This is a genomic window from Micromonospora sp. NBC_00421 (assembly GCF_036017915.1).
Taxonomy (GTDB): domain Bacteria; phylum Actinomycetota; class Actinomycetes; order Mycobacteriales; family Micromonosporaceae; genus Micromonospora.
Genome location: NZ_CP107929.1, coordinates 5,010,108 through 5,034,807, shown reverse-complemented (window position 1 = coordinate 5,034,807; position 24,700 = coordinate 5,010,108). Strand labels below are relative to the sequence as shown.

Annotated in this window: 27 protein-coding genes; 16 read left to right on the top strand and 11 right to left on the bottom strand. The window is 72.8% G+C overall.

The genetic code is table 11. The features are described from left to right. Positions 1–3: 3 nt before the first annotated feature. Positions 4–822, bottom strand: a complete 819-nt coding sequence (locus tag OHQ87_RS21205) for a PaaX family transcriptional regulator (RefSeq protein ID WP_328340411.1) — start codon at positions 820–822, stop codon at positions 4–6. 191 nt (positions 823–1,013) lie between these two features. Here OHQ87_RS21205 and OHQ87_RS21200 point away from each other — a divergent pair, with 191 nt between their 5' ends. Next, positions 1,014–1,181 (top strand): DUF3117 domain-containing protein, encoded by a 168-nt coding sequence (locus OHQ87_RS21200; RefSeq protein ID WP_007455245.1) that lies wholly within the window; start codon positions 1,014–1,016, stop codon positions 1,179–1,181. A gap of 141 nt (positions 1,182–1,322) precedes the next feature. Next, complete coding sequence (locus OHQ87_RS21195; protein WP_328340409.1) at positions 1,323–2,792, top strand: leucyl aminopeptidase family protein; 1,470 nt, start codon at positions 1,323–1,325, stop codon at positions 2,790–2,792. A gap of 38 nt (positions 2,793–2,830) precedes the next feature. On the opposite strand, the gene OHQ87_RS21190 is transcribed toward OHQ87_RS21195, so the two are convergent. After that, positions 2,831–3,418, bottom strand: a complete 588-nt coding sequence (locus tag OHQ87_RS21190) for an O-methyltransferase (protein WP_328348943.1) — start codon at positions 3,416–3,418, stop codon at positions 2,831–2,833. A gap of 444 nt (positions 3,419–3,862) precedes the next feature. Between OHQ87_RS21190 and OHQ87_RS21185 the strand changes: the two genes are divergently transcribed. Both OHQ87_RS21185 and OHQ87_RS21180 read left to right on the top strand, forming a co-directional pair. After that, positions 3,863–5,200: a S1C family serine protease gene (locus OHQ87_RS21185; RefSeq protein ID WP_328348942.1), complete on the top strand. Its 1,338-nt coding sequence runs from the start codon at positions 3,863–3,865 to the stop codon at positions 5,198–5,200. Positions 5,201–5,273: 73 nt separating this feature from the next. Then, positions 5,274–5,699, top strand: a complete 426-nt coding sequence (locus tag OHQ87_RS21180; protein WP_328340406.1) for a preprotein translocase subunit TatB — start codon at positions 5,274–5,276, stop codon at positions 5,697–5,699. 30 nt (positions 5,700–5,729) lie between these two features. Here the strand turns inward: OHQ87_RS21180 and OHQ87_RS21175 are convergent, their stop codons facing one another. The 3 genes from OHQ87_RS21175 to OHQ87_RS21165 form a co-directional block, all read right to left on the bottom strand. Beyond that, on the bottom strand, positions 5,730–6,878 hold the full coding sequence (locus tag OHQ87_RS21175; protein ID WP_328340404.1) for a P-loop NTPase: 1,149 nt from the start codon (positions 6,876–6,878) through the stop codon (positions 5,730–5,732). A gap of 130 nt (positions 6,879–7,008) precedes the next feature. Continuing rightward, positions 7,009–7,662 (bottom strand): DUF1003 domain-containing protein, encoded by a 654-nt coding sequence (locus OHQ87_RS21170; protein WP_328340402.1) that lies wholly within the window; start codon positions 7,660–7,662, stop codon positions 7,009–7,011. Then, the gene (locus tag OHQ87_RS21165; RefSeq protein ID WP_328340400.1) at positions 7,655–8,962 is read right to left on the bottom strand and encodes a magnesium transporter MgtE N-terminal domain-containing protein; all 1,308 of its coding nucleotides are present in this window, start codon (positions 8,960–8,962) and stop codon (positions 7,655–7,657) included. Before OHQ87_RS21165 ends, OHQ87_RS21170 begins: the two co-directional genes overlap by 8 nt. A 33-nt stretch (positions 8,963–8,995) precedes the next feature. On the opposite strand from OHQ87_RS21165, the gene OHQ87_RS21160 reads away from it, so the two are divergent. The 6 genes from OHQ87_RS21160 to OHQ87_RS21135 all read left to right on the top strand — a co-directional run bounded on the left by OHQ87_RS21160 (position 8,996) and on the right by OHQ87_RS21135 (position 15,899). After that, complete coding sequence (locus OHQ87_RS21160) at positions 8,996–9,865, top strand: PhzF family phenazine biosynthesis protein (protein ID WP_328340398.1); 870 nt, start codon at positions 8,996–8,998, stop codon at positions 9,863–9,865. A 222-nt stretch (positions 9,866–10,087) separates the two neighbouring features. Next, positions 10,088–10,552, top strand: a complete 465-nt coding sequence (locus tag OHQ87_RS21155) for a hypothetical protein (protein WP_328348941.1) — start codon at positions 10,088–10,090, stop codon at positions 10,550–10,552. A gap of 143 nt (positions 10,553–10,695) precedes the next feature. Next, positions 10,696–11,664, top strand: a complete 969-nt coding sequence (locus OHQ87_RS21150; RefSeq protein WP_442930583.1) for a DMT family transporter — start codon at positions 10,696–10,698, stop codon at positions 11,662–11,664. Between the two features lie 172 nt (positions 11,665–11,836). Next, positions 11,837–14,131, top strand: a complete 2,295-nt coding sequence (locus tag OHQ87_RS21145) for an APC family permease (protein ID WP_328340394.1) — start codon at positions 11,837–11,839, stop codon at positions 14,129–14,131. A 71-nt stretch (positions 14,132–14,202) separates the two neighbouring features. Continuing rightward, entirely contained in the window at positions 14,203–15,345 is a 1,143-nt protein-coding gene (locus OHQ87_RS21140) for an XRE family transcriptional regulator (protein ID WP_328340392.1), read from the top strand. Continuing rightward, the gene (locus OHQ87_RS21135; protein ID WP_328340390.1) at positions 15,342–15,899 is read left to right on the top strand and encodes a nucleotide-binding protein; all 558 of its coding nucleotides are present in this window, start codon (positions 15,342–15,344) and stop codon (positions 15,897–15,899) included. Before OHQ87_RS21140 ends, OHQ87_RS21135 begins: the two co-directional genes overlap by 4 nt. A gap of 55 nt (positions 15,900–15,954) precedes the next feature. Here OHQ87_RS21135 and OHQ87_RS21130 read toward each other — a convergent pair whose 3' ends face one another. Both OHQ87_RS21130 and OHQ87_RS21125 read right to left on the bottom strand, forming a co-directional pair. After that, positions 15,955–16,800 carry an SDR family NAD(P)-dependent oxidoreductase gene (locus tag OHQ87_RS21130; RefSeq protein ID WP_328340388.1) on the bottom strand — a complete coding sequence of 282 codons (846 nt, stop codon included), beginning with the start codon at positions 16,798–16,800 and terminating at the stop codon, positions 15,955–15,957. A gap of 81 nt (positions 16,801–16,881) precedes the next feature. Further along, the gene (locus OHQ87_RS21125) at positions 16,882–17,442 is read right to left on the bottom strand and encodes a DUF4190 domain-containing protein (RefSeq protein WP_328340386.1); all 561 of its coding nucleotides are present in this window, start codon (positions 17,440–17,442) and stop codon (positions 16,882–16,884) included. A gap of 223 nt (positions 17,443–17,665) precedes the next feature. On the opposite strand from OHQ87_RS21125, the gene OHQ87_RS21120 reads away from it, so the two are divergent. Continuing rightward, positions 17,666–18,502 (top strand): SDR family NAD(P)-dependent oxidoreductase, encoded by an 837-nt coding sequence (locus OHQ87_RS21120; RefSeq protein WP_328348940.1) that lies wholly within the window; start codon positions 17,666–17,668, stop codon positions 18,500–18,502. A gap of 46 nt (positions 18,503–18,548) precedes the next feature. On the opposite strand, the gene OHQ87_RS21115 is transcribed toward OHQ87_RS21120, so the two are convergent. The 4 genes from OHQ87_RS21115 to trxA all read right to left on the bottom strand — a co-directional run bounded on the left by OHQ87_RS21115 (position 18,549) and on the right by trxA (position 20,676). Continuing rightward, positions 18,549–19,115: a DUF4190 domain-containing protein gene (locus OHQ87_RS21115; protein WP_328340384.1), complete on the bottom strand. Its 567-nt coding sequence runs from the start codon at positions 19,113–19,115 to the stop codon at positions 18,549–18,551. Between the two features lie 385 nt (positions 19,116–19,500). After that, positions 19,501–19,923, bottom strand: a complete 423-nt coding sequence (locus OHQ87_RS21110; protein ID WP_328340382.1) for a CoA-binding protein — start codon at positions 19,921–19,923, stop codon at positions 19,501–19,503. 137 nt (positions 19,924–20,060) lie between these two features. Next, complete coding sequence (locus tag OHQ87_RS21105; protein ID WP_328340380.1) at positions 20,061–20,228, bottom strand: hypothetical protein; 168 nt, start codon at positions 20,226–20,228, stop codon at positions 20,061–20,063. Between the two features lie 85 nt (positions 20,229–20,313). Beyond that, positions 20,314–20,676, bottom strand: coding sequence for a thioredoxin (gene trxA, locus OHQ87_RS21100; protein ID WP_328340378.1), 363 nt, complete (start codon positions 20,674–20,676; stop codon positions 20,314–20,316). A 749-nt stretch (positions 20,677–21,425) separates the two neighbouring features. Here trxA and OHQ87_RS21095 point away from each other — a divergent pair. From OHQ87_RS21095 to OHQ87_RS21075, 5 genes are all read left to right on the top strand, one after another. Next, positions 21,426–21,956, top strand: a complete 531-nt coding sequence (locus OHQ87_RS21095; protein ID WP_328340376.1) for a hypothetical protein — start codon at positions 21,426–21,428, stop codon at positions 21,954–21,956. Between the two features lie 98 nt (positions 21,957–22,054). After that, positions 22,055–22,678 (top strand): TrmH family RNA methyltransferase, encoded by a 624-nt coding sequence (locus OHQ87_RS21090; protein ID WP_328340374.1) that lies wholly within the window; start codon positions 22,055–22,057, stop codon positions 22,676–22,678. Positions 22,679–22,849: 171 nt separating this feature from the next. Further along, positions 22,850–23,551, top strand: coding sequence for a DUF6758 family protein (locus tag OHQ87_RS21085; RefSeq protein ID WP_328340372.1), 702 nt, complete (start codon positions 22,850–22,852; stop codon positions 23,549–23,551). Positions 23,552–23,667: 116 nt separating this feature from the next. Next, positions 23,668–23,826 (top strand): hypothetical protein, encoded by a 159-nt coding sequence (locus tag OHQ87_RS21080; RefSeq protein WP_165942702.1) that lies wholly within the window; start codon positions 23,668–23,670, stop codon positions 23,824–23,826. A gap of 6 nt (positions 23,827–23,832) precedes the next feature. After that, positions 23,833–24,699 (top strand): PH domain-containing protein, encoded by an 867-nt coding sequence (locus OHQ87_RS21075; RefSeq protein WP_328340368.1) that lies wholly within the window; start codon positions 23,833–23,835, stop codon positions 24,697–24,699. The last annotated feature ends 1 nt before the right edge of the window (position 24,700 follow it).

Below are 24,700 nucleotides of genomic sequence, written 5' to 3'. Positions count from 1 at the left end.
TCGCTAACGGCCCTTCTGTCGGGGAAGCCGGTTGCCGGCGTCGAGGCACTGCTCGACGTACCGGTCGGCGGCCGGCCGGAGCCGGGTGGCGTGCCTGTCGAAGAAGCTGGCGGCGGCGGTGCCGGGCCAGCGTTCGGGAAGCAACGCCGGGGGGAGTTGCGGGTCCTGGAAAAGGAAGGTACGCCATGCGTGCACCAGCCGGAACCGGGCCGCGTACGCCTCCTCGTCGCCACTGCGTACGGTCACCCCGGCCAGTTGGGCACGCTGTTCGGCGACGAACCGCTCGTACGCGTGCCCGATCTCGCCGAGGTCCCAGGCGCGGCGGACCACGCCCATCGCGCCGGGGGTGCCGGCGGCGTGTGCGGCGGTGAACCGCTCGTAGTGCACCCCGGCCTCCTCCAGCAGCACGTCGACGTCCTCGCTGGCCCGGGTGGCCACCCAGGTGTGCTCGTCGAGGGTGCCGTAGCCGAGGAAGCTGAGGTTGGCGGCGAGCCGCTGCCGGTCCCGGCGGGCCGTCGGGGTCGACAGGACCAGCAGGTCGAACCGCCCGTCCCAGGTGATCCGCCCGGTGCGGTAGATCCGGGCGGCGGCCTCGTCCAGCCGGCGGACCGCCTTGGGCGTGATCGAATACCCGGGGCCGGAGGCGAGCCGCAGCGGTTCGAGCCAGCCCTGGCGGACCATCCGGGACACGGCGGTCCGGACGGCCGGCGGGGCGACGCCGAGTGGGGCCAGCAACTTCACCAGGGCGGCAACCGGTGCGCGCCCACCCCTCGTGCGGAGATGGTCGCCGTAGAGGTCGAAGAGTGCCGACCGTGCCTGCATGACCGCACATTGTGACAGGCCTTCTCAAGATAAGCTAGATGCTGTTACATCAATGCTGCTCCGGTTTGGGTCCGGCGGTGTTCATCAGGGAAAATCGTGGTCGACGCCCCCGCGTACCTTGCGGGTGGTCGGCACGAAGTGGCTGTGGGGCAGTACACCTACCCTGATGTTTAGGTCTGAGGGGAGACAACATGGCGGCGATGAAGCCGCGGACGGGCGACGGTCCGCTGGAAGTCACCAAGGAGGGTCGGGGCATCGTCATGCGGGTCCCGCTGGAGGGCGGTGGCCGGCTCGTCGTCGAGATGACTCCCGACGAGGCCAACGCGCTCGGTGACGCGCTGAAGGCGGCTGCCGGCTGATCGGCCGGCACTCCGCGCGGTGCCGCGCGGACGGTCCCGGGTCCCTGAGTCACCGGCGTCGCCGGTGACTCAGGGACTTCGTCTGTCACCCGCGGGTCATCGAGGTCCCGCACCACGAACTTCCCGGAGGTACGGTCCAGCGTGCTCGCCATCAGCCTCGCCGTCGCCGTCGACCGGTCGGACGTCCTCGTCCTGCCCGTCCGCGCCGCCACCGACCCGGACGGCACCGCGCCGGCACTGGTCGCCACCGCACCGCCGCCCGCCGACGAGCTGCGGACCGAGGCGGAGGCGCTGCTGCCGGCCACCCGGCTGACCGGCCGGGCCGGCGAGACCCTGACCCAGCTGCGCCCCGGTCGTACCCCGGCCCGTCTGCTGCTGCTCGGCGTGGGCGACGGTGGAGAGCGGGCCTGGCGGACTGCCGGTGCCGCCCTGGCCCGTGCCGCCGCAGATGAGACACATATCACGTTGGCTCTGCCGGTCGACGCTACGGCCGGAGTCGTCCGGGCCCTCGTCGAGGGGGTGCTGCTCGCCTCGTACCGGTTCCGGCTGTCCGAGGGAGAGCCGTCGCCCACGCTGGCCGGGGTGACCCTGCTGACCGTTGCGCCGGACCCGCTCGCCGAGGCGGTCGAGGCGGCCCGGACCACCGCCCGGATGACCTGTTTCGCCAGGGACCTGACCAACACCCCGTCCTCGGTGAAGAACCCGCAGTGGTTCGCCGCCCAGGTCGCCTCCGCCGCCGCCGAACACCCCGACCTGCACCTGCGGGTACGCGGTCCACAGGAGTTGGCGGCCGAGGGCTTCGGCGGCATCCTCGCCGTCGGCGGCGGCTCGGCCAGCCCTCCTCGCCTGGTCGAGCTGGACTGGCGGCCCGCCGACGCCCGGCTGCACGTCGTCCTGGTCGGCAAGGGGATCACCTTCGACACCGGCGGCATCTCGATCAAGCCGGTGCCGGCGATGAAACTGATGCGCAAGGACATGGCCGGTGCGGCGGCGGTCGTCGCGGCCACCCTCGGCGCGGCGGCGCTGCGGCTGCCCCTCCGGGTCACCGCCCTGACGCCCCTGGCCGAGAACATGGTCAGCGGCGCGGCGTTCCGCCCCGGCGACGTCATCCGGCACTACGACGGCACGACCAGCGAGAGCACCAACTCCGACGCCGAGGGCCGGCTGGTGCTCGCCGACGCGCTCGGTTACGCGGCCCGCGAGCTCCGCCCCGACCTGCTGATCGACCTGGCCACCCTGACCGGTGCCAACGCGGTGGCGCTGGGCAAGCGGACCGGCGCGCTCTATAGCGAGAACGACGAACTGGCCGCCGCCGTGCTGGGCGCCGTGGACGACGCCGGCGAGGCGGCCTGGCGGATGCCACTGCCCGCCGACTACCTCGAACACCTCGGCAGCGACCTGGCCGACCGGCACAGCTCCCCGGACCGGGGGGCCGGCTCGGTGATGGCCGCGCTCTACCTGCGCGAGTTCACCGGCGAGCTGCGGGACCGGTGGCTGCACATCGACATGTCCGCGCCGTCCTGGGCCGACGGCGACCACGCGGAGCTGACCCGTGGTGCGACCGGCTGGGGCGTCCGGGGCCTGCTGCGCTGGCTGGCGACCCTGGACTGAGCCGCCCACCCCGGCCCGCGCTCCGGCCGGTCAGCGGGTCAGCACTTCACCGCGGCCAGCAGGCCGTGACCGACCGGGAGCAGAGCCGGAATCCACTGCTCGGCCTCCCGGATCGCCTTGACCGTCTCCCGCATGGTCACCGTTTCGGCGTCCCGGGCGGCCGGGTCGCCGATCCGTCCGCCGGCGAAGCCGCCGTTGAGGGCGAGCACCCCGCCGGGGCGCAGCAGCCGCAGCGCGGCGTCGACGTACGCGGCGGAGCCGGTCGCCTCGCCGTCCACGAAGATCAGGTCGTACGCGCCGTCGGCGAGCCGGGGCAGCACGTCCAGCGCCCGACCGGTGATGATCCGGGTGCGGCCGGACAGGAAGCCGGCCTCGACGAAGATCCGCCTGGCGATCCGCTGGTGCTCGATCTCGACGTCGATGGTGGTGAGCACCCCGTCGGCACGCATGCCACGGAGCAGCCAGACCCCGCTGACCCCGGTGCCGGTGCCGATCTCCACCACCGCGCGGGCGTTGCCGGCGGCGGCGAGCAGGCGCAGCGCCGCCCCGGCGCCCGGGGTGACCGCGTCGAGGCCGACCTCCCGGGCGAGGCTGCGGGCGGTCCGAAGCACGATGTCCTCGCCCACGTACGACTCGGCGAACTGCAACGCCTGCGCCGTCGGGCTGCCGGAACTGGCGACCGTGGCGATGGGACACCTCCGGGCGGGATGATGGTGCAACGGGCGGGTTGGCGGTATGAGCCTAGAGGCGAGGCTTCCTCGGCGCAGCCGCGAGTCCACCCGTGACCGTTCCCGGTCGGGCCGGAGTCCGCCCGTGCACCACCGACGGCGTGCCGAAGTCCGTCCGTGCACCGTTCCGCAGGGCCGGAGTTCCGCCGACGGCGGGGCCGGCGGTCGTCGGTGGGGCCGGCGGTCGTCGGTGGTCGGTCGTGACGGGATGAAAGGCGTCGGTCGCGATCACGGGCGGGCAAGAGCTGACTCCGTCCGGCGCATCCGTGCAATCCTGGATGGGGTGCCCTCCTGCGCCGTGACCGCCACCCCCGGTCGTGGCCCGGGGCACCGGGGGACGGACTGGGAGGCACCGACGTGACCGACGGCTGGGACTGGCGAGCGCCCGGCGGGACTCCGGGGTCGGCGTCGCCGCCGGCCGGGCCGCCACAGACAGGCCCGACGACGCCGTACGGGGCCCACGGCGGTCCGGCGTCGCCATGGTGGTCCGACGCGCTCGCCGACCCCTGGCGCGACCCGTACGCCCCGTCAGCGGTGGTCCTGCCGGGCGTGCCGGCCACCGGGGCGGCACCGGAGCCGGTCACCGACCCGGACGCGCCGGGCCGGCCGAAGCTCCGCCAACTGCTGCTCGTCCCGCTGATCGTCGCGCTGCTCGCCGGCACCCTGGGCGGTGCCCTCGGGTACGCCTTCGCGGTGCGTGGCGGGGTCGGCGGCGGGGTCACCCTGGGGGCCGGCCCGGCCGAGGGCCCGGCGCTGGCCCAGCGTCGCCCCGATTCGCTGGCCGGGGTCGCCGGCCGGGTCCTGCCCAGCGTGGTGACCATCCGGGTGGCCAGCCTGGGCGGCACCAGCGAGGGCTCCGGGTTCGTCGTCAGCACCGACGGCTACATCGTCACCAACGACCACGTGGTCGCCGACGGCACCGGCCGGGCGTCGGTGACCTTCAACGACGGCAGCAGCTCCCCGGCGACGGTGGTCGGTCAGGACCCGGAGTCGGACATCGCGGTGATCAAGGTGAACCGCAAGGGGCTGCGGCCGATCGAGTTCGGTGATTCCGAGACGCTCGCGGTGGGCGACCCGGTGCTGGCCATCGGCTCACCGCTGTCCCTGGCGAACACGGTCACCGCCGGCATCATCAGCGCGTTGGACCGCACCATGCAGGCGGGTGAACCGGGTGGGCCGGTCCGCTACTACGCCGCGATCCAGACCGATGCCGCGGTCAACCACGGCAACTCCGGCGGTCCGTTGGTCGACTCGGCGGGCCGGGTGATCGGGGTGAACTCGACGATCAAGTCGCTGGTGGCGGAGGGGCAGGAGGCGGGGAACATCGGGCTCGCCTTCGCCATCCCGATCAACCAGGCGAAACGGATCACCCAGGACATCATCGGCACCGGCAAGGCCCGGCGTACCGTGATCGGGGCCCAGGTCGCCGGCACCGGGACCGCCAGCCGGGCCGGCACCGGCGTGCGCCTGGCGGCCGTGGAGCCGACCGGCCCGGCGGCCGAGGCGGGCCTGAAGACCGGCGACGTGGTCCTCAGGCTCAACGGGCGGCCGATGAACGAGCCGACCGACCTGATCGCCCTGGTCCGCAAGTTCGCCCCGGGATCGGTGGTGACGGTGGAGTACCGGCGTGGCACGACCCGGCAGAACGCCTCGGTGACGCTCGCCGCGGACGCCAAGTGAGGACCGGTCACCCCCTCCCGGATCGGGGTCTGACGTGCGTAGGCTTGGCCCGACGCGACGAGGAGGCCCCGCGGTGCTCGACAACCTGAACTGGTGGGAGATCGGCGTACTGCTGCTCCTGGCGCTGCTGATCTTCGGAGACCGGTTGCCCAACGTCATCAGCGACGGCCTGCGGATGGTGCGCAACCTGCGCAACATGGCCCGCAACGCGACCGGCGACCTGAGCCGTGAGCTGGGCACCGACATCCAGCTGGAGGACCTGCACCCGAAGGCGTTCATCCGCAAGCACCTCCTCAGCGAGGAGGACGAGCAGGCGATCCGCAAGCCCCTCCAGGGCGTCTACGACAACCTGCGGGCGGACGTGACAGGCGTGCACGAGGAGCTCAAGGAGGTCGCCGACCGGGTCGACCCGCGGGCCGCCGCCCGGAAGAGCACCGCGACCAGCACTGCTCCCGCTCCCGCACCGGCCCCCCGCCCCAGCTACGACGACGCCACCTGACCCCTCGGCCCGGGTGGCGGCGGGGGCAGGTCAGCGGCCGGCGGGCTTGAGGCCCAGTGGCTTGCCGAGCAGCGACTCGCGGCGTACCGCCAGCCGGTCGGCCACCTGGCGCAGTGCCTTCGCGGCGGGCGCGTCCGGCGCGGACAGCACGATCGGGGTGCCGGCGTCGCCGCCCTCGCGGACCCGGGTGTCCATCGGGATCTGACCCAGCAGCGGCACCTGCGCGCCGATCGTCCGGGTCAGCGACTCGGCCACCGCCGCACCGCCGCCGGTGCCGAAGACCTCCATCCGGGACCCGTCCGGCAGCTCCAGCCAGGACATGTTCTCGATGACGCCGACGATGCGCTGGTGGGTCTGCAGGGAGATCGCACCGGCCCGCTCGGCGACCTCGGCCGCTGCCGCCTGCGGGGTGGTCACCACCAGGATCTCGGCGTTGGGCAGCAACTGGGCCACCGAGATGGCGATGTCGCCGGTGCCCGGGGGCAGGTCGAGCAGGAGGACGTCCAGCTCACCCCAGTAGACGTCGCCGAGGAACTGCTGCAACGCCCGGTGCAGCATCGGGCCGCGCCACACCACTGCCGCGTTGCCCGGGGTGAACATGCCGATCGAGATCACCTTCACGCCGTTCGCCTGCGGCGGCATGATCATGTCTTCCACCCGGGTGGGTTTGCCGTCCGCGCCGAGCATCCGGGGCACCGAGTGGCCGTAGATGTCGGCGTCCACCACGCCGACGGCCAGGCCCCGGGCGGCCAGCGCGGCGGCCAGGTTGACGGTGACGCTGGACTTGCCGACGCCGCCCTTGCCGCTGGCCACCGCGTACACCCGGGTGCGGGAGCCGGGCTGGGCGAACGGGATCACCGACTCGTCACCGGCGGCGCCCCCGCGCAGCTTGCCCTGCAACTCCTGCCGTTGCTCCGGGCTCATCACCCCGAACTCGATCTCGACGCCGGCCACCCCGGGCACCGCGCCGACGGCGGCGGTGATGTCACCCCGCAGCTTGTCCTTCAGCGGGCACCCGGCGACGGTGAGCAGCAGCCCGACCCGGACCACGCCGTCCTCGCCGATCTCGGCGGAGCGGACCATGCCGAGGTCGGTGATGGGCCGGCGGATCTCCGGGTCGTTGACGGTGGCCAGGGCGGCCTGGATCGCGTCGGAGATGGTGCTGACGGGAGCTGACATGCGGGCAATGCTACGTCGGCGGTGCGGTGCGTCCGCCGGCAGCGGGGCCGGGTGTGAGCGAATCGATCGGCGGGCCGGGGTCGTCCCGGCCCGCCGACGAACCCGGATGATCAGGTACGAAGTGCCACGCTCAGCTCTCCGGGCGGCCGTCCCGGGCGTAGTCGCCGTCCAGCTCGTCCCGGGGCTCGTCGAGCGGCGGTTCACCACCCCCGGACCGCCCCTGGCCAGCCTCCGACCGCCCCTCGCCGCCCCCGGGCCGCCCGCCGGTCCGTTTCGACTGCCGCAGCTCCCGCTTCTGCCGGCGTTGGGCGGCCGCGTCCAGCTCCTCGGCCAGCCGGGCCAACTCCGAGCGGAGGAAGTCCCGGGTGGCCACCTCGCCCAGCGCGATCCGCAGCGCGGCGACCTCCCGGGCCAGGTACTCGGTGTCCGCCTTCTGCATGGTCGCCCGACGACGGTCCTCCTCCAGTGCCACCCGGTCCCGGTCCGTCTGCCGGTTCTGCGCGAGCAGGATCAGCGGTGCCGCGTACGACGCCTGCAACGACAACACCAGGGTCAGGAACGTGAAGGTGTACGGGTCGAAGCGCAGGTCCGCCGGGGCCAGGGTGTTCCAGCCGAACCACAGCGCGATCACCACGGTCATGTAGACGATGAAGTTCGCCGTGCCCATCCCCCGGGCGATCCCCTCCGACCAGCGGCCGAACGCCTCCGCGTCGAACCGGGGCAGCTTGACCCCCCGGGGCTCGCGCGGCTGGTCCAACCGCTCGGCCCGGCGCTGTTCAGCCATCGGTGCCACCGCCGATCGCCGGGGCGGACGGGTCCGTCTCGTCGGCGGTGGCCGGGGCGGGTACGGCGTCCCGGTCCCGCCAGTCCCTCGGCAGCGAGTGGTCGAGCACGTCGTCGACGGTGACCGCGCCGACCAGCCGGTTGTTCCGGTCGACCACCGGCATCGCCACCAGGTCGTAGGTGGCCATCCGGCGGGTGATCTCCGGCAACGGGGTGGTCGGCCGCAGCGGGTCGATGTCGTTGACCACCACCCCGCCGAGCAGGTCGGCAGGCGGCTCGCGCAGCAGCCGTTGGAAGTGCACGATGCCCAGGTAGCGGCCGGTGGGGGTGGTCATCGGCGCGCGGGTCACGAAGACCTGCGCGGCGATCGCCGGGGAGAGCTGCTCCTCCCGGATCCGGGCCAGCGCCTCGGCGACGGTGGCGTCCGGCGGCAGGATCACCGGCTCGGACGTCATCACGCTGCCGGCCGTGCCGGAGGTGTACTTCAGCAGTTGCCGGACCGGGTCGGCCTCGTCGGGCTCCATCAGGTCGAGCAGCACGTCCTGCTCCGGTGGGGGTAGCTCGTTGAGCAGGTCGGCGGCGTCGTCGGGGTCCATCTCCTCCAGCACGTCGGCGGCCCGTTCCCGGTCCAGGGCGGCGAGGATCTCCACCTGGTCGCGCTCGGGCAGTTCGCTGAGCACGTCGGCGAGGCGTTCGTCGTCGAGCGCCGCCGCGACCTCGTTGCGCCGGGCGTCGGGCAGGTCCTGGAGGGCGTTGGCCAGGTCGGCCGGGCGCATGTCCTCCAGCACGGCGAGCAGGTTGGCCGTACCCCGGTTGTCGGCTATGCCGCTCAGGCCGCGTACCCGCTCCCAGTCCACCTGGTGCAGGTGACCACGGCGGGTCAACCGGGTGGACTGCTCGCGGACGGCGACCCGGGACAACGCCCACTCGCCGCCCCGGCTGCGTTCCATCGCGACGTCCACCACCGCGCCGGGCTGGCCGCCCGGGTCGAGCTGCACCCGCCGGTCCAGCAACTCCTGGAGGACGAGCAGCTCGTTGGGGCGCTTCTCGAAGCGGCGCAGGTTGAGGGTGCCGCTGCCGAGGACGACCGCGTCGGCGTCGATGGAGGTGATCCGGTTGATGGACAGGAAGATCCGGCGGCGCATCGGCATCTCGGCCACCAGCCCCACCACCTCGGGCGGACGCTGGGTCGGCCGGATCCGGGCCACCGCGTCGCGGACCCGCCCCACCTGGTCGCCGTTCGGGTCGAAGACGGCGACTCCGGCGAGTCGAGCGATGTAGACCCGGTTCGGCGTGCTCACGGCCACCAGCCTAAGCGCCTAGTGTTTGTCACCATGTCGACCCTGGCCTACGAGATCGTGGACGTCTTCACCGACCGCCCGTTCGCCGGTAATCCGCTGGCCGTCGTGTTCGGCGCCGAAGCGCTGGCCACCGAGCAGATGCAGGCCCTGGCGATGGAGTTCAACCTGTCGGAGACGGTGTTCGTGCTGCCGCCGACCCAGGTGGGTGCCACCTACCGGGCCCGGATCTTCACCCCGACCGGGGAGCTGCCCTTCGCCGGTCATCCCAGCGTGGGCGCGGCGGTCACCGCCAGCCGACGCGGGTTGTTCGATGCCGGGTCGGTCAGCCAGGAGTGCCACGCCGGGGTGCTTCCGGTCGAGGTGACCGCGACCGGCGCCACCCTGACCGGCGGCACCCCCACCCTCGGGCCGGAACTCGACCCCGAGCCGCTGCTGGAGATGGCCGGTCTCACCGCCGCCGACCACGCCGGCCCGCCGCCCCGGGTGGCCGGCTGTGGGCTGGAGTTCCCCTACCTCCCGGTGCGTCCGGACGCGGTGGCCCGCGCCCGGGTCGACGCGGCGGCAGCCCAGCGGTACGGGGTGGAGCACATCAGCGTCTTCTCCTGGGACGCCGACGCGCAAACCGCCCACGCCCGGGTCTTCGTGCCGGGGCTCGGGGTGCCCGAGGACCCGGCCACCGGCTCGGCCGCCCTGGGGCTGGGGGTGTGGCTGGTCGCCAGCGGTCTGCTCCCCGGCGACGGGCGCTCCGGGTACGCCGTCCGGCAGGGCGCGGAGCTCCGTCGTCCGTCCGAGTTGGCCTGCACGGTGACCGCCGAGGACGGGATGGCGGTCGGGGCGACCGTGGCCGGTCAGGTGGTGCCGGTGGCCCGGGGCGAGATCCTGGTCCCGCCGTTCGTCGGCTGACCGCGCCACGGGCGTCGGCCGACGGCGCGTGCGGGGCCGCCACCGCAGGTGCTGTGTGCGGGCCGGCGACGAGCGGGACGCGCGGCGGTGCCGTCCCAGTGTGCAGGGCGATGCCCCGCCGGCTGCGGGAGTCGGGTGTCGATCGGGCCAGAGCTGCGAGAGGATGCCGGTGTGACGGACGAGGTGGACGCTTCCGGGTCGACGCCCCTGGTCGACGAGGCGATGAAGAAGGCCGCCGTGGCCTGGGTGGGCGTCGGCGACCGGCCGGCGGTCGCGCTGTGGTGCGTACCCCTGGAGGGGTCGTTGTTCGTGGTCAGCGGGCCGGGGGAGCAGACCGCGCCGGGGCTGGCCGACGCCGCTGCCGCCCGGGTCACCCTGCGCGGCGACCACGGCGGGCGCATCGTGACCTGGCCGGCCCGGGTGACCAGGCTGGCCCCGGGCACGCCGGAGTGGGAGACGTCGGCCCCACTGGTGGCGGCGAAGCGGCTGAACGCCTCCGGCCCGACCGCCGACCTGGTGGCCCGCTGGGCGGCCGACGGTTGCGCGCTGACCCGCCTCGCCCCGGACGGCCCACCGGACGCCGGGGAGGCCCTGCCGGATGCCTCGCTGGCCGCCGAGCCGCGCGGCGCGGCAGTGGTCCGGGCCACCCGCAAGCCGTTCCGCCTGCACCGGGTGCGCCGCCGCTGACCCACCGTCCGGCGTCCGCGGCACCGCCGCCGCCCCACCGTCCGGCGTCCGCGGCACCGCCGCCGCCCCACCGTCCGGCGTCCGCGGCACCGCCGCCGCCCCACCGCCCGGCGTCCGCGGCACCGCCGCCGCCCGTGTGAGGATTGCTCTCCGTGTCCTCTGCCCCACCCCACCCCCGTCCGACCGTCGATCCGCTGACCGTCGGCGTCCTGGTGCTCGCCGTTTCCTCGGTCTCGTCGTCGGCCCCGCTGATCGCCTTCGCGGCGGCCCCGGCGCTGGCCGTCGCGTTCTGGCGGACGATGCTCTCGACCGCCGTGCTCGCCCCGTTCACGCTGGCCCGCCGCCGGCCCGAGCTCCGGTCGCTGACCGTGGGGGCGGGCCGCCGGGAGGGCTGGTACTGCGTGCTGTCCGGGGTGGCGCTGGCCGCCCACTTCGCCACCTGGATGCCGAGCGCCCAGCTCACCTCCGTCGCGGCTGCCACCGCGCTGGGCGCCACCCAGCCGGTCTGGCAGGGGCTGATCGCCCGCTGGCAGGGCCGAAGGCTGTCGTACGCCGTCTGGGGCGGCATCGGGTTGGCGGTGCTCGGTGCGGTCCTCGCCACCGGTGCGGACGTCGGGGTCTCCGGCCGGGCCTTCGCCGGTGACCTGCTCGCGGTGGTCGGCGGTATGTTCGCCGCCGTCTACACCGCGTTCGGCGAACGCGCCCGCGCCACCATCAGCACCGCCACCTACACCACCATCTGCTACGGCGTGTGCGCGGCGGTCCTGCTCGCCGTCTGCCTGGTCGGCGGGGTACGGCTGCACGGCTACGCGTCAAGCACGTGGCTGGCGATCATCGGGCTGGTCGCGGGGGCCCAACTGCTCGGCCACTCGATGTTCAACCATGCGCTGCGCCGGGTGTCGGCGACCACGATCAGCGTGCTGATCCTGCTGGAGGCGCCCGGGGCGGCGCTGATCGCCTGGGCCTGGCTGGGGCAGTTACCGCGTCCGCTCGCCCTGCCCGGGTTGGCGCTGCTGCTCGCCGGGGTGGCCGTGGTGGTGCTCGGCGGATCCCGTGCCGGCCGCCGCCCCGCCCCGGCGGTCCCCGCCGACGTCGCCCCACCACCGCCCTGACCGCCTGCCCGCGACCCGCCCGACCACCTCCGCTGCCGCTGCCTGACCGGGCCGCTGCCGGACGTCGCGTTCGTCCGTCTGTCTGTCGGCGGCGATGTCGTTCGTCGCGATTCCACCCGAATCGCCGACGCGGGTTCCGCCCGCACGTGAGAGTGCGGGGGGAGGTGGGGCGATGTCGGGGCGGAGCGCGGAAGAGGAGCACGGCGGCACCGTGGTCACCCCGTCGGCGGAGTTCCCGCCGCTCGACCCGGCCGAGGTGGACACCCTGCGCCGGGTCGGCGCGCACTGGCCGACCGGGGCGCCGCCCGCCCTGCCGGTCGACCCGACTCTGGACCGGTACCGGAGCAGTCCCGCCCCGGGCCGGTTCAGCCGGCTGGCCCCGATCGCCCTGTTCCGGCCGGAGCAGGCCGAGCGGGCCGGGCAGGCCGGGCGGGTCGGGCAGGCCGGGCGGGATGGGCGGGACGGGTTGGTTGCTGCCGCACCGGCGAGCCCGCCCGACTCCCGGCTCGGCCGGCGGCTGGCCCGGGTCCGACGGGTGCTCCTCGGCCCGCCGCTGACCAGCGCGGCGGTGCTGCACGAGCGGATGCGCAAACTGGTGGCCCTGCCGGTGCTCTCCTCCGACCTGCTCAGCTCGGTGGCGTACGGGCCGGAGGCGCTGTTGACAGTGCTGGTGCTCGCCGGCAGTGGCGCACTGGGCCTGGCCCTGCCGCTCTCGGCCGCGCTGGTGCTGCTGATGGTCGCCGTCGGGATCTCGTACCGGCAGACCATCCCGGCGTACCCGCACGGGGCCGGGTCGTACCTGGTGGCGGGGGACAACCTGGGCGTCGGCGCGGGGCTGACCGCCGCCGCCGGGCTGATGCTGGACTACGTGCTGACCGTGTCGGTGTCGATCGCCGCCGGAATGCACGCGATCACCTCGGCGCTGCCGGGGCTGACGCCCTTCACCGTGCCGCTCGGGGCACTGGTGATCCTGCTGCTGCTCGCCGGCAACCTGCGCGGGGTACGCACCGCCGGCAACATCTTCGTCCTCCCCACGTACGCCTTCGTGGCAGCCCTGTCGGGGTTGCTGGTGGTGGGCTACCTGCGGGCGGCGGGGCGGGGGTTCGTGCCGGTGGCCCCGCCGGCCGTGCCGGCGACCCAGGGGCTGGGGCTGCTGCTGGTGCTGCGGGCGTTCGCCTCCGGGGCGGTGTCGATGACCGGCATCGAGGCGGTCTCCAACGCGGTCCCGGCGTTCCGCCCGACGGAGTGGCGCAACGCGCGCACCACGCTGGCCTGGATGGTGGCGATGCTGGTGGTCCTCTTCGCCGGGCTGACCCTGCTGATCCACCTCACCGGCCTGGTGCCCCGCCCCGGTGAGACGCTGCTGTCCCAACTGGCCCGGGTCACCTTCCCGACCGGCCCCTGGTACGCCGTCGTCCAGGCGACCACCGCGCTGATCCTGCTGCTGGCCGCGAACACCGCGTTCAACGACTTTCCCCGGCTGCTGTTCTTCATGGCCCGCGCCGGTCACGCGCCGCGCCGTTTCCTGCACCTGGGCGACCGGCTGGCGTTCGGCAACGGGCTGGTGGCGCTGGCCGGGACGGCGATCGTGGTGTTCGTCGCGTTCGGCGGGCACACCGAGAAGCTGATCCCGCTGTACGCGGTGGGGGTGTTCCTCGCCTTCACCCTGTCGCAGAGCGGCATGGTGGTGCACTGGCGGCGGCACCGGGAGGCCGGCTGGCGGCGTCGGGCGCTTGTCAACGGGGTGGGCGCGGTCCTGTCCGGTCTTGTGCTGCTGACCGCGGCGGTGGCGAAGTTCACCGAGGGGGCGTGGGTGGTGGTGGTCGCCGTACCGCTGCTGGTGCTGCTCTTCCACCGGGTGCACCGGCACTACCGCACCCTGCACGCCGCCCTGGCCCTGCGACCCCCGCCGGCCGGGCGGGAGCCCGGGGCTCGGCCGTCCGGGGCTCGGCCCTCCGGGGCGCGGTCGCCGTCGGTGGCGGGCGGGCCGGGCGCGGGCCCGCCGCCCGCCGCTCCGGACCGCGCTGCCGGGTCCGTCGAGGGGGAGGAGGTGCCGCAGGAGCTGCGGCACCTGGTGGTGGTCCCGGTGGTACGGCTCAACCGGGCGTCGATGCGTGCCCTGGCGTACGCGGTGTCGCTGGGCCGGCCGACGCTGGCGGTGCACCTCGCCCCGGAGGACGCCGAGGCGGACCGGTTCCGGGAACAGTGGCGGGCCTGGGGGGACCACGTCCGGCTGGAGACGATCGTCTCGCCGTACCGGGCGGTGATCGGGCCGTTGGCGCACTACCTGGCCGCGTTGCACGCCGCCGCGCCGGAGCTGGTGCTGACCGTGGTGGTGCCGGAGGTGGTGCTGCGCCGGCCGTGGCACCGCCTGCTGCACAGCCGTACCGAGCAACGGCTGCGCAAGGCGTTGCGGGCGCTGCCCGGCGTGGTGGTGACAAGCATCCCGGTCCACCTCGTCGAGTAGAGCGGCTACCCGACTGGTGATTTCTCGAGTTCGTGGCCTGCGTCACAGCCATAGTGTGCGAGAATCGCACTGTGGCTGACATCGACGCGCGGACGCTGGGGGAGCGCATCCGAGAAGCGCGTAAGCGTGCAGACCTTAGCCAAGAGGACCTCGGACAGGCGGTGGGCATCGAGCGCACGGTCATGAACAAGATCGAGAGTGGCGTACGTAAGGTCACGGCACTCGAGTTGGCGGACATCGCCTCCGCAATCGGTGTGCGAATGTCGACTTTCTTCGAGGAGCCTGTTCCCGCGCTTGTCGCGCATCGGTCCAGCCAAGGGCTGGACACCGTGGACTCGCAGGTCGACGCCCTGCTGACGAAGTTCGCCAGCGAGGTCGAATTCGTCGCCTCGTTGGGCGTCGACGAACTGGGGCTCGGTGGTGCCGAGGTGGTCGTCCGGGCCGGCATCACGCCGCCTGCAACCAACGTGGAGGCCGAGGCGCTTGCGGGGCAGGCGCGCGACCTGTTGGCCTTTTCGGCAGCGGAACCGATCCGCCAGTTCGCCGAACGGGTCGCCGACGTCGGCCTTCTGGCGTTCTCTCGCGATATCGGCAAAGATACGGCGGACGCAGGATCGATCCTATTGCCCCGTGGCGGTGTATGTCTCGTGAACAGCCACATGAAGGTCGGCCGTAGGAGACTCGCCCTAGCGCACGAACTCGGTCATTACCTCATCGCGGACACGTACACCATCGACTGGCGAGTGGCTGACCACTCCGATCTTGTCGTCCCCCTGGAGTCACGCCTCGATCGATTTGCGCGCGCGTTTCTGCTGCCCGAGGTTTCGGTCACCCGGCAGTGGGAGGAAAAGGCCTCCCAGTCCGGAGAGCGCGCTGCGGCGATCTATCTGGCCAGTGCGTTTCGGGTTGACATGGCCACCCTCGCAAAGCGTCTGAGAGAATTGGGTCTAGCAGACAGTGAGCAGGTCGCCTCGGTGCGCAAGTACCGCACGACCCAGGCTGACATCGTAGAGATGGGTCTCAACGTCCCCCCGGAGGAGTTGGCGGGGACGACGGTTCCTCGATCGTTCGCCCGTGCGGTGCTGCGGCTCGTGCGGGATGAGCGAATCAGCCGCGAACGGGCCTTGGACCTACTTCAGGGCACGTTCGACGAGGTGGACCTGCCGCAGATTCGCGAGCGGCGGGCCGACGAGATCTGGCGTTTCGTGTCGTGACGGCGGTTCCCGAGAACGCCCTGGTTTTCGACACCGGGCCGTTGCGCCATTTTGCGAAGCAGGGATGGCTGAGGGTCCTGCATTTTCTGGCTGAGGGCCGACCTGTCTACATCCCTGAGAGCGTGGAGCGTGAGCTCAATGGTGCTGTCGAGCATGTGCCGGCCGCCCGTGCGGTGCTCGATGCAGATTGGATCCAAGTTCACAGGTCAACTGATCTCGATTTTATCGAGGCGTTCGCCCACTACGCCGATCGGCTGGTGGCTGGTGGTAGGAACGTTGGTGAATGTGGGGTGCTCGCCATGGGGCAGGTCTACAAGTGTGAAATCGTGTTAGACGACGCCGTGCCGCGTCAGATGGCGGAAGAAAGAGGTCTCCAAGTCACGGCGACCGTTTCGCTGCTGTGCGAGGCGGTGCGCACGAACAGACTCGCCATGCCGATGGTCGAGTACCTGGCCGACCATCTTCTGGAAGGCGAGTACTACCTGCCCTTTGGGGTCGGCGGTTTCCGTCATCATGTTCTGGAGAACGGGCTTCTGGAATACGACGAACTGTGACCGTCTTCCTGCGCGACGGTGGTGCGTAGGAGTAGTAGTTCCCTTCGAGGCCGGGTCAGGGTTCGATGCCGACGGCCTTGGCGCTGGCGGTCCAGAGGCGGGCGGCCAGGGCCGGATCGGCCGCTCTCGGCCAGGGGCGGCGCAGCCGCCGATCGGCGTAGTAGCCGCCGTCGACCAGCCGGGAGGCGGGCTGGTTGGCCAGCCAGACCAGGGTCTCCGCGCCCTTCTCCGGGCTGCGGAACGGCATCACCCGCATGCCGAGGGCGACCAGCCGGCTGTCCGCGCCGAACCGGGTCCGCACCACGCCCGGATGGAACGAGTACGCCGGCACGTCCGGCCAGCGTCGGGCGGCCTCGGCGGCGAACAGGATGTTGGCCTGCTTGCTGGTGCCGTACGCGCGCATCGGCCGGTAGCGGCGCAGCGCGGCGTTGAGGTCGTCCGGGTCGAGGGTGCCGCTGCGGTGCGCGCCGGAGGCGGTCACCACCAGCCGGCCGACCCGGCCGATCAACAGGTTGCTCAGCAGGAACGGGGCCAGGTGGTTGGCCTGGATCGACAGCTCGAACCCGTCGACCGTGGTGAGTGGTGCCAACACGATCGCCCCGGCGTTGTTCGCCAGCACGTCGATCCGGTCGTACGCCGCCCGTAACCGCTCGGCGAGGCCGCGTACGTCGTCCAGCACGGCGAAGTCGGCGCGGAACAGTTCGGGGCGCTCGCCGGACGCCTCGCGTACCCGATCACCGGCGGCCTGGAGTCGGGCCGGGTCCCGGCCGACCAGCACCACCCGGTCGCCCCGCCGGGCCAGCGCCACGGCGGCGGCCAGCCCGATGCCGGAGCTGGCCCCGGTCACCACCACGGTCCGTCGCCCAGTGAGATCTTCCTCAGGTCCGTCCACCCCGGTCACGGCACGAGGTTACCGTGGCGTCACCACATCCTCGGTGCCACCGGACGGGCCGCCCCGGGCTCTCCGGGGCGGCCGGCCGGATCAGTACGCGGTGCCGTAGCCGGTCGACGACTCCTGGTTGGCCAGCCAGACGAAGAAGACCACGATCGCGATGGTGGCCAGCACCGCGATGACGGTGGAGATCCAGCCGACGATGATGCCGGCGGTGGCGAAGCCCGCACCACCCTCCCCCCGCTCCTTGAGCTGCTTGCGGGCCACGTGGCCGAGGATCGCGCCGATGATGCCGATGTAGCCGCCGAGCCCGTAACCGCAGAGGCCGATCGCGCCGATGATCGAGACGATCATCGAGGCGATGGCGAGGCCGTTCTGGGGCGGCGGGGGCTGGTAGCCGCCGTAGCCGGGGAACCCCGCCGGTTGCGGGTACCCGCCGGGTTGCGGGTAGGCGGCTGCGGCGGCGTACGGGTCGACCGGGCCGGCCTGGGCGGGGATGAACGGCGCACCCGCGAACGGGTCGGCCGGGGCGTAGGGGTCCTTGCCTGTCGGTTGGGTGGAAATCGGCTGGCCGCTGACCGGCAGGGTCGGGTCGGGCTGCTGGCTCGACGACGCCGGGTCCTGCCAACCGGAAGGCGGGGGGTAGGTCATCTGATCTTCTCCGTCGCATGTAGGTGCGCCGTCAGGGTAGCCAGCGCCGGACAGTACCGAGGTCCGCCCATGTTTGCTCGCTGCCCGAGGCGCGCCGGGGTCCGCCCGTGGTGGCTCGTTGCCCGGGCCGCGCCGACCGGGCAGGATGCCCGGCATGGCTATCGACGCGCGTGGGGCCGACCGATCCGGCAGCCGACCGAGGCGGGACGTGAGCCGTCCCGGCTTGGCCCGGCGCACCCGCGCCGGCGGCGGGGGCAGCCAGCCCGGGCAGGACGAGCCGATGCCGGTGGCCGACCCGGTGACCATGCGCCTGGACGGCCGGGTCGCCCTGGTCACCGGCGCGGGAAGCCCGGACGGCATCGGGTACGCGACCGCCCGTCGGCTGGCCGACCTGGGGGCCCGGGTGGCGATCGTCTCCACGACCAGGCGGATCCACGAGCGGGCCGGCGAGCTGGGCGTGACCGGCTTCGTCGCCGACCTGACCGACGAGTCCGAGGTCGGCGCACTGGCCGACGCGGTCGCCGAGCAGCTCGGTGACGTCGAGGTGCTGGTGAACAACGCCGGCCTGGCCAGCCGGGCCAGCCCCGAGGTGCTCCGCCCGGTGGCCCAGCTCAGCTACGACGAGTGGCGTGGCGAGATCGACCGGAACCTGACCACCGCGTTCCTGTGCAGCCGGGCGTTCATCAGCGGGATGGCCGAGCGGGGCTGGGGACGGATCGTCAACCTGTCGGCGACCGCCGGCCCGGTGAACGCCCTGCCCACCGAGGCGGCGTACGCGGCGGCCAAGGCGGGCGTGGTCGGGCTCACCCGGGCGCTGGCGATGGAGATGATCGCCGACGGGGTGACGGTGAACGCGGTGGCCCCCGGCACGATCTACACGGCGGCCTCCACGATGGCGGAGATCAAACAGGGGCTGGGTACCCCGGTCGGACGCCCCGGCACCCCCGACGAGGTGGCCGCCGCGATCAGTTTCCTCTGCTCCCCGGCGGCGTCGTACATCACCGGGCAGATGCTGGTGGTGGACGGCGGCAACAGCGTCCGGGAGTCACAGTTCCGCTGAGCGGCGCCCACTGTCGTACCGGCCGGACCGGCAGCACGATGCCGTCTCAGTAACCGGTGCCGCTGTTGCTGCCGGCACCGGCCCACACCACGACGGCCAGCCAGCCGCAGCAGGCGAGCACCCCGATCACGGTGAACGCGTAGCTGAGGACCAGTCCCCAGGTGGCGAGCTGGTCGCCTGCCTCTCCGGTGCGCTTGATCTGCCGCTTCGCCAGGTGACCCAGGACGATGCCGGCCGGGGCGAAGACGAAGGCGAGGACCAGGCACAGGACCGCCAGTACGTTGGTCCCGCCGCCGCCCGGCGGCCCGTACTGCCCGTACTGCCCGTACTGCCCGTACTGCCCGGGGGCCGGGTAGCCCGGTTGCTCCCCCCAGGCCTGCTGCTGGCCCTGGTCCCCTGGCTGCTGCCCCCACGGTTGCTGCTGCCCCCATGGCTGCTCGCCCGGTGGCTGCTGCCCCCACTGCGGCGGCTCGGTCGGCTGGCTCCACGGTGGCGGCTCGGTCGGCTGCCCAGGCGGGGGCTCGGCGGGCTGTCCCCACGGTGCCGGCTCGGCGGGTTGTTCCCAGGGCGATGGCCCGGCGGGTTGTTCCCAGGGTGACCGGGCGGGCTGCATAGGTCCCCGCTCTCCGCCCGTCGAGCCGGGCCCGGGTGGGGCCGCCGGACCGTCGGGCGGGAGGTGGGGTGGCTCGTACGGTGACGGTGGCTGCTCCGGCTCCCCCGCTGGGGTACTCACGGTGTCCACCCTCCGCCGCAGGTCAGTGCCCTTCCTCCGGCGGACGCTACCGGCAACGGTGCACCTTTCACCGTGGTTGAGGGGACTGGTCACCTTGGCGGGTAGGCCGGGACGCCCCGAAGGCTGATGCAGCCGAACCCGCGCCGGCCTCGGTCGAGGTGGTCTCGGTCGCGCTGGTCAAGCCGAGCTGGTCCCGGTCGCGCTGGTCAAGCCGAGCTGGTCCCGGTCGAGGTGGTCAAGCCGAGCTGGTCAAGCCGAGCTGGTCTCAGCCGCGCTGCTCCGGGTCGAGCCGGGTGAGGCCGGCGGCGGCCCGTTCGACGATCAGGCACCGGTCCTCGACGTAGTCCATGCCGGCCTCCTCGGCGATCCGCCGTGCCTCCGGCGAGACGATGCCGAGCTGGAGCCAGACCGCCGGGGCGCCGATCGCCGCCGCCTGACGCACCACCTCGATCGCGTCCCGGGCCGGCCGGAAGACGTCCACCAGGTCCACCGGGTGCGGGATGTCGGCAAGCGAGGCGTACGCCCGCTCACCGAACAACTCGTCCACAGTCGGGTTGACCGGGATGATCCGCCAGCCGTACCGCTGCATCTGCGCCGGTACCCGGTGCGCGGCCTTGCCCGGGTCGCGGGACGCGCCCACGACGGCGATCACGGCGGAGTCGGCGAGGAGTTGCTGTGCGGTCCGCATCCGCCGAGCCTAGCCCCGCCGGTCGGGAACTCCCGCAGTTGTGGGTGGCAGGCCGAATCATCGGCGGCCCGGTTCTCCGGGCAGTGGGCCGGCAGCGGACCGGCTCTATCGGACGGCGAGGTCGGCAGCGGTCGCGGTCACAGCAGGGCGAGTTGTCCGGGAGCGGGGTGCGGGTGACGGAGCCGGCAGGCTGCGGGTGTCGCCGGGCCCGCCCCGGGCAGCGCCAGCGGCAGGGGTGGCGTCGCTGGCGCTGCCCGGTCGGGATGCGCCTCGTCCGGGGGAGCGGAGAGGCGCTTCCAGCGCATGCCGCTCATTCGAACACGTGTGCGATTGCGGTGCAAGTGCGCGACGGCGGCCCGGTCCCGTGGACCCGGCCGCCGCCTGTGGCGTTCAGTGCTGGTGGTTGGCCAGCTGCTTGCGTACGTCGTCCATGTCGAGGGCCTGGACCTGCTCGATCAGGTTCTCCAGGGCCGACTCGGGCAGGGCGCCGGGCTGGGCGAAGACGATGACACCGTCCCGGACCGCCATGATCGTCGGGATCGAGCGGATGTCGAACTTGGCGCCGAGCTCCTGCTGGGCCTCGGTGTCGACCTTGCCGAAGGTGATCTCCGGGTGCTTCTCCGACGATCGCTCGTAGACCGGGGCGAACCGCTTGCACGGGCCGCACCACTCGGCCCAGAAGTCGACCAGCACGATGCCGCTGCTTCCGGTCACCTCGTCGAAGTTGGCCGTGGTCAGCTCAACGGTTGCCATTGGACTCTCCGATCAGCGCGGATTGCTTTTTCGTCCGGTAGAACCAGGCGGTACCCCGGCAAATTCCCGGGTTGCGGGCACCGAAACCGGCGCGGCCCGGACGGCCCGATCCTGCCCATCGAGCCGTGTCTGTCGATGCGCGCGTGCGGACTGCACTTGCATGACGCATTTGCGTGACCGGCCGTGATGGGAGCGTTTCCAGGGAGATCGCAGCCCGGAGCAGCCATCATGCCCGAACTTGCCGCCTGACAAGGGCCTACTTCACCTGCGGAGATCGCTCTCTCGTTGATCATTAGTGACTCTTCGTATTGTTACGAAAAGATAAATGTGACCTCCGTCTCTGTTCGTTCATCGCGCGGATGGGGCAGAATCTTGGGCATCAGAGCGTGGGCGGCGGGTGCCGGGGAGGGCCCCGCCGCTCATTGCGTCTCCCCCCGGGTGAGCCCCGGTGTGGCATTTACCTGTCACCCGCGTCCCCGGTATCTCCTTAACCAGCGGTAAGGCGCCTGGGCCGCACTCCGTCGCCGCCCACCGAGGGGGAGGCCGCTGCGCCGCGGTGATCGGGACGCTGCGCCACGTCGCACCAGCCGATGCCGTCTCGCCCCGTGCCGCCACCGGCTGGTGCGGTGCCGCCCCTGCCGATGGCGATTCGCCCTGGTCGGCGGCGGGGTGTCGGCGAACACCCGGGCGGTGGGCGGCGAGCGGCGCGAATCGGGGTGGGACGTGCCCGTCACCTCTTCGGTCGGCCTATGCTGACGGCGGAGGTCCTGATGAGCCACTCCCTCGCCGGAGAGCCGCCCTCTGCCGGACGGCGTGCCGCACCGTTGACCACCGCCGTCTATTCCGCCGCCGAGTGGGATCTGCTCACCACGCTGCCCGGTCGGGTGCTGGTTGCCGCCGCCACGCCCGGCCCGGGTCGACCGGTCCGGGAGGTCGCCGTCGGGCTGGACGCGGTCGCCGCCGGCCTCGTCGGCTTGGACGCGGTCGCCGCCGGCCGGGCCTCCGACAGCGACCTGGTCCGCGCCGTGGTCGCCACGATCTACGCCCGGCACGACAGCCCGGCCGCCCTGGCGACCGGTGAACTGGCCGGCCCGGCGGATCTGCCACCGGTCTGCCGGGCCGCCGTGCGGGTGCTGCGGCGCAGGGCCGACCCGGCCGACTCCGCCGCGTACCGGCAGTGGGTCGAGTCGGTGGCGGTCCGGGTGTGCCGGGCCGGTGATCCGGACCTGGCCGACCGGCGGTTCCTGGACCGCCTGGGCGACGCCCTGGGGCTGCGCTGACACCGGGCGGGCATGGGCGGCTACGGCACCCACGAGAACCAGGGCCGACCGGGGTGGGTCACGACGGCAGCGGTCGAGGGCCGTACCCTCCTGGGATCGTGACCGAGGACCAGCTCGACGTGGGTGTCGGACCGTGGCCCGGCGATCCGCCGGACGACCCCCGCTACGACCCGGAGCTGCTCGCCGCGGGCGATCGGCGCAACGTGGTGGACCGCTACCGCTACTGGCGGCGGGAGGCCGTCGTGGCCGACCTGGACGAGCGTCGACACGACTTCCACGTGGCCATCGAGAACTGGCAGCACGACTTCAACATCGGCACGGTGGTCCGCAACGCCAACGCCTTCCTCGCCGCCGAGGTGCACATCGTCGGGCTGCGTCGGTGGAACCGGCGGGGCGCGATGGTCACCGACCGGTACCAGCACGTCCGACACCACCCGACGATCGAGGAATTCGTCGGATGGGCCGCCGGCCACGATCTGCCCGTGGTCGGCATCGACAACCTGCCCGGCTCCCGACCGCTGGAGACCACCACCCTGCCCCGGCGCTGCGTGCTGCTCTTCGGCCAGGAGGGCCCCGGTCTCTCCGATGCCGCCCGGACCGCCTGTGAACAGCTCTTCTCGATCGCCCAGTACGGCTCGACCCGGTCGATCAACGCCGGAGTGGCCAGCGGCATCGCCATGCACGCCTGGATTCGCGCGTACGCTGCCGCCCCGCCGGCCTGACCCGCCGCCCGCTCGCGGGTGCTCCCCGGATGCCGGCCGATCCCGGGCCCGTCGGGTCGGCGCGCGCCTTCCCAGGCTCTCGGGGCGGCCGGCGGCAGGCGGGACGAGGAAGGGGCAGCGCGTCGGCGGGGTCGGCTTGACGGACCCGCCTCGTGGGGCCACGGTGGGGATGTGAGTGTCGTGGTGAGTTGTCCGAGGTGTGCGGGTCAGGTGCGCCCGCCCGACCTGATGAACGGTGCGTCGCGCTGCGTCCGGTGCGGGCCGGTCGCTCCGCTGCACGTGCCTGAGCACATCGATGCCGAGATCGTGGCGAGCGTGGTGGACCGGGTCGCCGCCGAGGGCGACCCGGAGCGGCCCGCGCTGCCGCTGTGGTGCCCGTGGCCGCTGCCGTCCGGCTGGACCGTGACCGGGGTGGCCTGGGCCGGTGACGAGGCCGGTGGCGTCCGGGCCACGGCCGTCGCGTGCGCCGGGCCGGCGCCGCTCGGTGGCGGACCGGCCGAGCTGGTGCTGGTGGCGGAGGAGCCCGGGGTCGGACTGGGCACCCGGTTCGCCGGGGTGGCCGGCCCGGACCCCGGTCCAGAGTTGACGGAGGTGCTGGCAGGGCCGGGTCCCGGCCCTGGTCATCCCGAACACGTCGAGCCGGCGAGGATCCGGGCCGGCGGCCATCCGACTCCACTGTGGTTGGTCAATTCCGCAACGGATCGAAGCGCGTACGCCGGTGAGGCTCGGGGAATGTGGCTCCATGCGATAGCCTGGCCGGCGAGCGCGGGTCACCTCCTCGCGGAAGATGTCGTCCTGCACGACCTCACCGAGTGGACTCCGCCCGAGCTCGTGTACGGCGCACCGTCCCCGTACCTGCACGGCAGGGCCTGACGGCCCTCCGGGTGAGTCGGAGATGGGACGCAGATATTCACGCTGCGGCACCATGCTGATACTGTGGGTGCCGCTGCGGTAAATGGACCCGGCGCCGCGCGAGAGGATGGCCCGCTATGGTCAAGAAGGTCCTCACCTGGGCCGGTATCGCATTCTTGATCTTCTTCGTTGCCTACCGGCCAAATTCGGCAGCGGACGTCTTCAAGTCGCTCGGCGGTGGCATCGTGGACATCGCCCAGGGCTTTGGTGACTTCTTCACGAGCCTCGTCGCCTAGCCGCCGATGGGCAGCCCCTCCGGACCCCCGTTCGACCCGGACGATCCCGGCCGGGACCGCCGGGAACAGGACACCGAACCGATCCCGAGGTACCGGCCCGACGACGGGCCGGGCTACGGGTCCGGTGCGGGGTTCCCCGGCGGACCGTCCTTCTCGGACGACGCCGGCTACGGCGACGGCCCGGGATACGGCGGTGAGGGGCGCCCCTGGGTCCGTGATCCGGAGGCGGACTACCAGCAGCCGGTCATCTCCGAGGAGGAGTTGGCCGGCCTGCGGTCCGACTCCCAGGGCATGGCCCCCCGCCGGGTACTCCCGCTGGAGGACGAGCCCAGTTCGCTTGTCGCCCGCTACCTCTTCCCCACCGAGCGCTACCGGGGCGAGTGGAAACGGCACTGGATCCACCTCACCACCCCGATCATCGTCGGCGTGGCGGCCACCTTCGTCCTCGGCTACCTCTCCGGCTTCCTCGCCGGGCAGGACGTCGGCGCCCTCACCACCATCGCGGTGCTGCTCTGGTTCGCGGTGATGGGCTGGGTCGCCTGGAAGGTCGCCGACTGGTGGTACGACCGCTTCATCCTGACCAACAAACGGGTCATGGTGGTCAACGGCATCGTCACGCGCAAGGTCGCCATGATGCCACTGGCCCGGGTCACCGACATGAAGTACGAGCAGACCCCGACCGGCCGGGCCCTCAACTACGGCACCTTCGTGCTGGAGTCCGCCGGCCAGGAGCAGGCGCTGCGGGAGATCAAGAATCTGCCCAACCCGAACGAGCTCTACCTGCGGGTGGTCGAGGAGATGTACGAGCCACAGGCGGTCGAGGCCCGGTTGGGCAAGGAGGCCGACGAGGCCAAGGCCGACGACGGCGCCTGAA

Coding starts and splice junctions, on each gene's coding strand:
- OHQ87_RS21205 (WP_328340411.1), bottom strand. CDS start 822: ATGCAGGCACGGTCGGCACTCTTCGACCTCTACGGCGACCATCTCCGC.
- OHQ87_RS21200 (WP_007455245.1), top strand. CDS start 1,014: ATGGCGGCGATGAAGCCGCGGACGGGCGACGGTCCGCTGGAAGTCACC.
- OHQ87_RS21175 (WP_328340404.1), bottom strand. CDS start 6,878: ATGTCAGCTCCCGTCAGCACCATCTCCGACGCGATCCAGGCCGCCCTG.
- OHQ87_RS21170 (WP_328340402.1), bottom strand. CDS start 7,662: ATGGCTGAACAGCGCCGGGCCGAGCGGTTGGACCAGCCGCGCGAGCCC.
- OHQ87_RS21160 (WP_328340398.1), top strand. CDS start 8,996: ATGTCGACCCTGGCCTACGAGATCGTGGACGTCTTCACCGACCGCCCG.
- OHQ87_RS21155 (WP_328348941.1), top strand. CDS start 10,088: ATGAAGAAGGCCGCCGTGGCCTGGGTGGGCGTCGGCGACCGGCCGGCG.
- OHQ87_RS21145 (WP_328340394.1), top strand. CDS start 11,837: ATGTCGGGGCGGAGCGCGGAAGAGGAGCACGGCGGCACCGTGGTCACC.
- OHQ87_RS21125 (WP_328340386.1), bottom strand. CDS start 17,442: ATGACCTACCCCCCGCCTTCCGGTTGGCAGGACCCGGCGTCGTCGAGC.
- OHQ87_RS21115 (WP_328340384.1), bottom strand. CDS start 19,115: ATGCAGCCCGCCCGGTCACCCTGGGAACAACCCGCCGGGCCATCGCCC.
- OHQ87_RS21110 (WP_328340382.1), bottom strand. CDS start 19,923: ATGCGGACCGCACAGCAACTCCTCGCCGACTCCGCCGTGATCGCCGTC.
- OHQ87_RS21105 (WP_328340380.1), bottom strand. CDS start 20,228: ATGCGCTGGAAGCGCCTCTCCGCTCCCCCGGACGAGGCGCATCCCGAC.
- trxA (WP_328340378.1), bottom strand. CDS start 20,676: ATGGCAACCGTTGAGCTGACCACGGCCAACTTCGACGAGGTGACCGGA.
- OHQ87_RS21095 (WP_328340376.1), top strand. CDS start 21,426: ATGCTGACGGCGGAGGTCCTGATGAGCCACTCCCTCGCCGGAGAGCCG.
- OHQ87_RS21080 (WP_165942702.1), top strand. CDS start 23,668: ATGGTCAAGAAGGTCCTCACCTGGGCCGGTATCGCATTCTTGATCTTC.
- OHQ87_RS21075 (WP_328340368.1), top strand. CDS start 23,833: ATGGGCAGCCCCTCCGGACCCCCGTTCGACCCGGACGATCCCGGCCGG.